Origin of the sequence: Ruoffia sp. FAM 24228, from assembly GCF_045528575.1 — a bacterium.
GTDB classification, from domain to species: Bacteria; Bacillota; Bacilli; order Lactobacillales; family Aerococcaceae; genus Ruoffia; species Ruoffia halotolerans.
Genome location: NZ_JBGQQZ010000079.1, coordinates 1 through 9,732, shown reverse-complemented (window position 1 = coordinate 9,732; position 9,732 = coordinate 1). Strand labels below are relative to the sequence as shown.

The following is a 9,732-nucleotide window of genomic DNA, read 5'->3' as shown; positions in this document are numbered from 1 at the left end:
AGATTTCTTTGTGTTAAAATGAGTGTGTGACATGAAGATTCTCTCCTTATACTATGTTGTGGTGACTTAAGTATAACGAATCTTCATGTCTTTTTTTAGTGTTGCGTTTCATCTTACAACACACCATAATGTATCTTATCCTTACTATACAATAAAATTTGATAATATTCAGCTTCAGACTTACTATCTTTATTAAAATGGTGCAAATTGTCTTCAACCCAACAATTTGCACCATTATAAATATTACTAAAATCTAACATAATTAGTTTATTGACCAATCCATATTTAAGAGGTCTTTTTGAGGTTTTTTTAGTTCAAATTCTAACATATAATCAGTCGTTAGTAATTTTACAGAAGCAAAAACTCCATTTGGCTCAATATCAAATTTTGCACCATTGAATTTGTTTTTTAATTTATTCATATAATTTTTTTCCATTGTTTAATTCTCCTCGTATATATATATTTTACTGTGATTTTTTAACACAGCACTTTAAATTCTATCTAATCTGTGTATGTCGCAGATATTACGTTATCTTGTTTATTATTCTTCTTACACTATAGATTTCACAAAATATGCTTTATACTAATTACTATGATTTTCTATACTAAGAATATAATTTTTTAATTAACTTAAGGAATATTTTTGTTGTAAATTAAAGTACAAATAACCTATATTTAATTAGACACTAATTAAGTTAGATACATTTAATATCAAGTCATTTTTTCAATTAAGATAGAATTACCTTTTTCATACTTTTTGGAAACGTATTCTCAGAGTCAATATCAATAATTTCTATAATATCAGAAATTATAATCTGTCTATCATTAGAGTTATAACTTAAATTGCATGCAACAAAAATCAGAATCACTAAAAAAAATCGATTAAGATATCTTATTATTATTCACCTCCATTAAGTAACAAGTTGGAAAGCATTCACTTTCTATATTAATATTATCTCTCAAAAATGATTATAAGCAAGCCTCGTTAACTATATTAAACTGTCATTAGTGCACATCACATTATTCTAATCATAATCTTCAAAAAAATTAGACTTTCCTTGTTAAATATATTAAACTATGCATTAATAACTTAAAGGAGGCTATCTATGGATTCAATTGGCCACAGACTTAAAGTAATTAGGCTAAGTAAAAAAATGACACAGCAAGATCTGGTAACCGAAAATATTACTAAAGGATTCATTTCCTTAGTTGAGAATGGAAAGTCTAACTTATCAGTGGACAAATTTAGAGAAATATCTTATCAATTAAATCTTTCCTCTAAAGAAATAGGTTATTTAATCATTAACAATCAAATGCTAGATCAAAAACAATTACTTTCAAAACTATCTACGGCAATACTACATGATGATCTTTATTTACTTAACTTACTTTATAAACAAGAGACGGACTATTTTAGCAAATCAGGTAATATCAGACACAAGCACAACATTGATTTCATTATATTACACATCTATAAAATAAAAAAAATTCAAAACACTGAACCTTTAGACAGAATTTTGAATTATCTGGATAGTGTTGAGGAATGGATGACTTATGAACTAAACCTAATAATTAATTTATTACCCTTTCTTACAGAACAAGTTTATCCTCATTGGTTAACCAAAGTCGAGCATCACATTAGTAATAATATGGAAAGTAATAAACTACGACAGACTTTTTCTAAGATTTACATGAATCAAATATGGATGATATTACGCGAAGGTCAGTCTGAAAATTTACCTACTGTAAAAATTTATATTCACGAAACTGAGAAATTAATACAAGATACACAACTATACTACGATAAGAATAAATTATCTTTTTTGAAAGGTCTTTACACAATTTCTCAAGGTCAATATCAATCTGGCCTTAGAGTATCTGAAAAAGCAATCGAATTAATGTATCATTTTAATGACGAGCACACAGCAAGAGCTCATTCTAAATCTCTGGATGAATTTGTTAATATCATCAAAGAAAAACATCACATTAATACTTTCGATTTAATGTGACGCAAACTAATAGTCTTAATCATACAAAAATACACTTAAGTTTGAATAGTTCAAATTTAAGTGTATTCTTATATTTATTCCGCCAACTGCTTAACTACTTTTTTCAACAAATTTATCCATCGTTCAGGGACTACAGACTTATCAAGCAACACTGCATATTATGTTCTATCATTATTGTAGAAAGATTAAATATCCGAATTAATTATTTTTATCTGTCTCTTTATCTTCAGTTAGTTTATACATCACATCAAACTCATCAGCAACTTCTGAAAAATCTTCGCTAAACTCTAAAGAATTAATTCTCTGATCTCCTACTCTTAATGTCCAACTGCCATTATTCTCTGAATACCGATAAGTTGGATTCGTAATGATGAAAACATGTAAAGCGTATTCTTCATATTTTTCATTTGACTCCTCGTCCACATATTCAATAGTAGGTCTGTCCTCAGATGTATCATTATTTTTAGTCGGATCTGATAACTTAGTTAGTTGATTATTATTAGTTAAATAAGCTCCAAGATCATCTGTAACCAACTTTCGATTTGTTGTTTCAGTTGTATATGAGTCTAGGTCATTTAATAACAATACAACTTCTTCTTCTGAAAATATATACCCTTTAATCGCAGAATCCTCATCGGTCATATATATGCCATCAATATCAAACTCTTCATCACTATTTGCGAATACAATATTTTGTTCTAAATTACCAAATGTAAATAGAACACAAATTGCTATAATAAATCGTATACTTTTTTTCATTTTTATTATCCTTTCGATTCTTATTAATAAGTTAACCTTTAATAACTAAATGACATTATGAAATAGTGTACTACTACACAAAACAATGAAATTGTTCATTTTTTACCTTTATATACGAAGAATCAAAATCTATAATCTCAGTCATATAAATAGGCATGAATTTTGTATAGTTAATGGAAGCGGTTAATTTATAATTTTATTATATAATAAAATCAACTATAAACAACCCTAGTTAATTATTTTAAACTTTAAATAAGGTGATTTTTGAGAATTTATTTCGATTCTATTAGGTGATATAAAATTCCTCCCGAAAAGTCGTTGACATTTTCAATGTATCTACTTTTGAGGGAGTATATCAATATGCATAAACTAGGCTTTATTAGGCTACACAACTACAATTTCGAAAAAGCATCATTAAATTCACATCTAACAACAAGAAAATATTATTCTCGATACCAGCTTTGGAATCATTACAACTTAACTGTTTCCAATTTAATTGCTATGATAACCGTTTCGGTCGTTGACTGCGTTTAATTTTTCAAAAAGCTATTTCACTTTCTATAAAACAATCGAGTTGATGTATTATTTTATGATGCACTTACACATCCCTGATACAAATTTTAAATATCCTATAATCACTTGTTAAACTGTATTTATAAAAACTAAAAACCCCTCATCTCTAGACATAAATTCTAAAGCGAGGGGTATTCATATTTTTTTGATTTTATTACTCAGCTAATTCTTCAGCCGGTTTCTTTACTAACACACTTAATAAGATAGCTCCGACAATCCCACCAGCAAGCCAAGCCACGAGATACATCCATGGATTCGTTACACCACCGGCAAGAACCGCAAAGATTCCGCCGTGAGGAACATAACTCACACTACCAAATAACATACTTAATGCTCCAGCAACCCCACTACCTACTGCTAATGAAGGAATCACACGAAGTGGATTCGATGCTGCGAATGGAATAGCTCCTTCAGTTATGAAAGCCGCACCCATCACATAGTTCACTAAAGCACTGTTACGTTGTTCTGGCGCCCAAAGATTTTTGTTAAATGTTGCTGAAATAGCAATCGCTAACGGGGGAACCATCCCACCGATCATAACGGCTGCCATCACATCTGATCCTGCACCATTTGATGCTGTAACCAAAGCTGTACCAGTAACATAAGCTGCTTTATTAAGCGGTCCGCCCATATCAATTGACATCATAGCCGCAGCAACAAAACCTAGAACTACAGATAATTCAGATGGAATACTTGTTAATAAGTCTTGTAAACCTAACATGACTGCTCCCATGGGTGCATTCACGATAAAAAACATGATGAGACCCATGGCTAGAACACCTAGCACAGGATATAAGAAGATTGGCTTCATACCTTCCAGTGATTTTGGTAACCAACTTAAGCCTTTACGTAAGCACCAAACAATTCCACCCGCTAAGAAACCAGCGACTAAAGCACCTAAGAATCCTGATGCAACTGCATCTTCAAAGATTCCACCGGCATTAAAGGCTGTTAGAATACTTGGGTTAGCAAAAACCCCACCCATGAAACCAATCACTAAACCAGGTCGATCAGCAATAGATTGCCCAATATAACCTGCTAGTACTGGTAACATCATAGCGAAAGATAAATCTCCGAAAGTTTTTAAAGTATGAGCAATCGCATTATAACTTGCATCATCTGGATTCGCTGAGTTGATTCCCCAAAAGAATGATAAAGCAGCTAAAATCCCACCTGCGACGACGAACGGTAACATATGAGATACACCGTTCATTAAGTGTTTATAGAACTGACGTCCTAAAGATTCATTCTCCTCAGAATCGTCGGCTGACTGATCATATTGACTCGCGTGATAAATACGCGCATCAGCATTTGCGGCACGCTTCACTAATTCATCGGCTTTATTAATTCCGTCGGCTACTTTTGTTATAATAACTGGTTTACCATTAAAGCGCGCCATATCTACTTGCTTGTCAGCTGCTACAATAATCGCTGTTGCGCGTTCAATATCCGCTTTCGTTAATTTATTACCAACACCTGTTTGCCCATTTGTCTCAACTTTAATCGCATAACCGGCTTTATCCGCTGCTTGATTCAGTTTCTCTTCCGCCATATAAGTATGCGCAATCCCTGTTGGACATGCCGTTACAGCTAATAAGTATACATCATCCGCGTCTTGTGCTTGAGTATCTACTGCAGCAACTGTTTCTTTTGCTTGGTTTTCTTCTTCTTTTTCTGCTTCATATTCCGCAATGATATTTACAACATCTTCTTGAGTTTGAGCATCAAGTAAAGCTTGTTTTGCTTCTGGATTCATTAAGATACTTGATAATTTTGCTAAAGCTTGTAGATGTTCTCCGCCACCTTCAGGTGCAGCAATCATAAAGATTAATTTTGCTGGTTGACCATCGAATGACTCCCATTCAATTCCTTCTTGTGAGCGAGCAAAAACAATCGCTGCTTCTTTAATTGAAGCATCTTGAGCATGTGGAATCGCAATTTCGTCTCCTACACCTGTTGTTGATTGGGCTTCACGCGCTTCTAGTTTCTCAACATAACTGCCAACATCACTCACGCCACCTGCTTTGGCGAATTGTTCTGCCAAATGACGTAAAGTACTTGCTTTATCTGTTGTTGATAAAGTTAAATCCATCGCATCTTTTACAAATAATTGTGCTAGTTTCATTTTATCCACCTATCCTTTTTATTTCTATTTCTTTAATTAATTGATCTATCAATTCTTTTGTTGCGATTCCAACTGAAAATGCCGTCGCACTTCCTGATGCCGCTCCTTGCTTTAAACTGTCCTCGTACTGACCACTTTCAATATATTTTGCTATAAATCCTGCGACCATTGTATCTCCGGCACCTACGGAATTGACGACTTCGCCTTTAGGCACTGATGATTGATACACTTCTCCCGTCTCTGTGAGTAACACTGCGCCGTCGCCACCTAATGATACGATAACATTACGTGCGCCTTTTTCTTGGAGCATTTTACCGTAATGAATCACTTCTTCAATTGAATCTACCTTGACATTGAAGATTTCACTGAGCTCTTGCGCATTCGGTTTGATTAAAAATGGCTTATGTACTAAACAAGCGGTTAAAAGATCTTTATTCGAATCCAATACAAAATCAACCTGTTTACTTGCGCATAACTCAGCCACTTTAACGTAATGGTCGCTATTCATACCTGGCGCAGCATTACCGGCTAGTAAAACCGTATCTCCTTTGACTAATACTTCATTGAAATAATTAAATAACTTCTGAATATCCTGCTCTTGAATAACTGGTCCATTAGCATTAATTTCAGTTTCTTGATCTGCTTTTATTTTGACATTAATGCGCGTAATTGCATCAATGTCAACAAATTCAGGTTGTATGCCTTCTTCTTTTAATGATTTTTGAATAAAATCGCCTGAGAAACCTCCTAAAAAGCCTGTCGCAATATTGTGATGTCCTAGTCGCTTTAAGAGAACGGACATGTTAATACCCTTACCTCCAGCCACATATTCATCTCGCTTCACGCGATTCAATTCACCTAGGTGAATCACATCTGTATTCATAACTAAATCCACTGCGGGATTAAATGTAATTGTATATAGCATTCTTTAAACTTCCTTCACTTTTGTATGTTTTTCGTATTTTAATCTCACGGGTTCTGGCAATGTATTTGTAATAATCGATGCATCTTCCAGTTCAACTATTCGACAAAATGATATTTTATCAAACTTACTACTATCAGAAAGTACATAAACTTGATTCGCTTGTTGAATAGCTGTCTGCTTAACACTCGCCTCCTCACGATCAGGCGTTGTAAAGCCGTACTGAATATCAATTCCGTTTGTCCCCATAAAAGCTTTCGAGAATTGATACTGTTTCAATTGATTTTTCGCGTCAGTTCCAATCATTGCGCGTGTTTTAGGCTTGATAAACCCACCAACTAAAATCGTCTGTATATCCATCTCTGTTAATATATTCGCAATTTCTAAACCATTCGTCACAACTGTAATATTTTCTGCTTTGATAAAAGGCAACATTGAAAGTGTCGATGTTCCGGCGTCTATATATATAAAATCATTCATTTCTATTAACGTCGCTGCGTACTTTCCTATATGTTCTTTTTCAGTCATAAATTGCTGTGACTTCTCTTTCACACTCGGCTCTGTGTCTACTGAGAAAATGCGTTTAGCGCCTCCGTGAACTCTCACTAACTCGCCTAACTCTTCTAACTGAGATAGATCTCGTCTCGCTGTGGATTCAGAAGTCCCCGTTGCTCCAACGATTTCTTGTAGCTTCACAATTGAATTATCAGCGAGTAACTTGCGAATCGCTTGATATCTCTCCTCTGTAAGCATTTTCATCACTTCCTTACTAATAAGATACACCAAAACCAATCACAAATCAATCATTTTATTTCAAATAACGTTACATTCATTCAAATTTAATCATAAATACGGAGGTGATATGTGGATTCACCAGCTCAAGGGCGCGAGCTAGCGAAGTTCGACTGGATTCGCCAACTCAAGGGCACGAGCTAGCGAAGTTCGACTGGATTCGCCAGCTCAAGGGCGCGAGCTAGTGATTCCACACAATCCCAACTTATTTTTTAAAAAAAAATGGCCAACCTAATTCGGTTAGCCATTTATATACATTTTAATTTAAATAATCCAATGCTACTTTTACAAATGCCGCTGTCGCCATATAGAATAGTGATTCGTCCACATCAAACTTCGCGTGGTGGTGTCCGTGGAACTTGCCTTCAATATTAGATGGATTTGATAAGAAGAGGAAAGTCCCGGGTGCTTCATAAAGATAGTACGCGTAGTCTTCACCGCCCATTAATGGCTCTTCAACTTCAACTAACTGACCTGGGAAAATTTCTTCCAGCGAGTTCACAACTTCAGTTGTCACTTGCGCGTCATTAGTCACAGGTGGATATTTATAGTCGTAGGTCACGACACATTCTACATCCAGTGCTGCACCAATTCCGTGCGCAATTTGTTCAATCTTCCTATCTAAAGGCACCTTTATCTTACTGAACAACTCCGTGTTAAAGCGTAGAGCAATCGCCTTTACAATTCCTTCCTCTGGATTGTTCACAAAATCTGCTTTCGATTGTATCATAATACTTAAAAAGATGGTGAAACAACCTATAACAACCGCAATAAGTTGCCAAAGAAAGTGATTCAACTCAAGATTTTGAATCATCGGTCCCTAAAAATCTACTGAAACTCCTAATACAAACGACACAATTAACTGAAAATATTGCAACAAAGGAAAGCTCTTTCCAAGTGAAACCCCTTCCATTTCATTATAATAATAAAGATACATCTCACTAATTGAAAGATGTATCTTCATGGCTTACATATTTGTTCTAAGTATATCTAACGCTTTATTAAATTCTGAAATTGTTTCTGCTTCATCTTCTTTTTCACGCATCTCTTCTAAGAACAATATTAATTCTTGATTCGGTGATTCTTCAGTTATCTTAGCAATTGCCCACGCTGCTGTCCCGCGAATCATTGGACGAGGATCTGTCTCGATTACTTGCAGTAACTTAGGTATCGCAGACTTTTCACGGTAATTGGCTAAAGCAATAATCGCATTTCTCTGAAGTGGTTTCTTACCACGCCATGATCCGGCCATTTTGCCAAAGCTCTCTTTAAATTCACGGTTTGATATATCCAATAAGGGTTCAAGTACTGGATTTGTTAGTTCTGGGTCAGGTTCCATTTCCTCATGATGGTGCGTATTTATTCCGCGATTATATGGACAAACAACTTGGCAAATATCACATCCGTAAATAACGCGACCCATCTTCTTCCGGAATTCTTCTGGCATATATCCTTTAGTCTGTGTCTGATATGAGAGACAGACTTGGGCATTAATACGACCGTCCCCAAGTAAAGCACCTGTAGGACATGCATCAATACACTTCATGCAATCGCCACAACCAAAAGGTACTTCTTCATCCGCTTCAAAATCAATATTCGTAATGATTTCACCTAAGTACACAAATGAACCGAACTCTTCAGTAATCAACAAGCCATTGCGCCCTATAAAGCCAAGCCCTGCCCGCTGAGCAACCGCAACGTCAACGAGTTCTCCAGTATCCACCATCGGTTTAAAATCAACTGAACCAATATTCTCCTCATCTGCGGCTTCTTTAATGTAGGCAATGAGCTTATTCATTCGGTCATTGAGAATATGATGGTAATCCGTTCCCCACGACGCACGCGCAAACTCACCTCTAGGTTTACCTTTCTCTGACCGTGGCTTCTTCATGCGAGAGGGATATGCTAAAGCAATCGCAATAATTGACTTTGGTTGTTCAAAAATCTTCTCAGGATAAATTCTTTCTTCAATGTTCTTATGTTCAAAGCCAGAATTATGTTCTGCAGCTCTTTGCTGCTTCAAGCGATCTTCTAAAGTATAAAATGGCTCCGCATGTGTAAAACCAATCTTATCAATCCCGAGTTTTTCAGCTTTTAACTTAATCTTTTCCTTTAGTTGTTGGTTCAAATCAGTCACCTCCACAAATCGACTCCTAATGTTAATCATATTATATCATCTGACCAATATATTAGAAGGAAAATATCTAAACAAAAAAAGACCAGAACCCTTGGGCTCTGCTCTCAATTATACAATGCATGGCAACGACCTACTCTCACAGGACCAAAGGTCCAACTACCATCGGCGCTAAGAAGCTTAACTGCTGTGTTCGGCATGGGAACAGGTGTGTCCTTCTTGCTACCATCACCACACATTGTTTCTTTATAAGTAATCTATACTTAGATCACTCAAAACTGAATATCAACATTATATTTTCTTACCTGCTAAACCTGAATTGGTTCGTGGTTAAGTCCTCGACCGATTAGTACTCGTCCGCTCCGTACATTACTGCACTTCCACTTCGAGCCTATCTACCTGATCGTCTTTCAGGGGT

At 35.4% G+C, this 9,732-nt stretch carries 8 protein-coding genes and 2 rRNA genes; 1 reads left to right on the top strand and 9 read right to left on the bottom strand.

Going from position 1 to position 9,732, the window contains the following annotated elements; all coding sequences use genetic code 11:
• Positions 1-262 precede the first annotated feature (262 nt).
• Positions 263-436, bottom strand: a complete 174-nt coding sequence (locus ACEN33_RS11025; protein ID WP_171031374.1) for a hypothetical protein — start codon at positions 434-436, stop codon at positions 263-265.
• Positions 437-1,106: 670 nt separating this feature from the next.
• Between ACEN33_RS11025 and ACEN33_RS11020 the strand changes: the two genes are divergently transcribed.
• Positions 1,107-2,009, top strand: coding sequence for a hypothetical protein (locus ACEN33_RS11020; protein WP_407093569.1), 903 nt, complete (start codon positions 1,107-1,109; stop codon positions 2,007-2,009).
• Between the two features lie 198 nt (positions 2,010-2,207).
• On the opposite strand, the gene ACEN33_RS11015 is transcribed toward ACEN33_RS11020, so the two are convergent.
• The 8 genes from ACEN33_RS11015 to ACEN33_RS10980 form a co-directional block, all read right to left on the bottom strand.
• Positions 2,208-2,768 (bottom strand): hypothetical protein, encoded by a 561-nt coding sequence (locus tag ACEN33_RS11015; RefSeq protein WP_407090778.1) that lies wholly within the window; start codon positions 2,766-2,768, stop codon positions 2,208-2,210.
• Between the two features lie 727 nt (positions 2,769-3,495).
• Positions 3,496-5,466: a fructose-specific PTS transporter subunit EIIC gene (locus ACEN33_RS11010; RefSeq protein WP_407090777.1), complete on the bottom strand. Its 1,971-nt coding sequence runs from the start codon at positions 5,464-5,466 to the stop codon at positions 3,496-3,498.
• A gap of 1 nt (position 5,467) precedes the next feature.
• The gene (gene pfkB / locus ACEN33_RS11005; protein ID WP_407095108.1) at positions 5,468-6,391 is read right to left on the bottom strand and encodes a 1-phosphofructokinase; all 924 of its coding nucleotides are present in this window, start codon (positions 6,389-6,391) and stop codon (positions 5,468-5,470) included.
• A 3-nt stretch (positions 6,392-6,394) separates the two neighbouring features.
• Positions 6,395-7,141, bottom strand: a complete 747-nt coding sequence (locus tag ACEN33_RS11000) for a DeoR/GlpR family DNA-binding transcription regulator (protein WP_407093568.1) — start codon at positions 7,139-7,141, stop codon at positions 6,395-6,397.
• Between the two features lie 298 nt (positions 7,142-7,439).
• Entirely contained in the window at positions 7,440-7,994 is a 555-nt protein-coding gene (locus tag ACEN33_RS10995; RefSeq protein WP_407095107.1) for a M20/M25/M40 family metallo-hydrolase, read from the bottom strand.
• Between the two features lie 153 nt (positions 7,995-8,147).
• On the bottom strand, positions 8,148-9,347 hold the full coding sequence (queG, locus tag ACEN33_RS10990; protein ID WP_407095106.1) for a tRNA epoxyqueuosine(34) reductase QueG: 1,200 nt from the start codon (positions 9,345-9,347) through the stop codon (positions 8,148-8,150).
• An 87-nt stretch (positions 9,348-9,434) separates the two neighbouring features.
• Positions 9,435-9,550: ribosomal RNA gene (rrf, locus tag ACEN33_RS10985) — 5S ribosomal RNA — on the bottom strand.
• 90 nt (positions 9,551-9,640) lie between these two features.
• Positions 9,641-9,732 (bottom strand): 23S ribosomal RNA (locus ACEN33_RS10980); the annotation flags it as partial.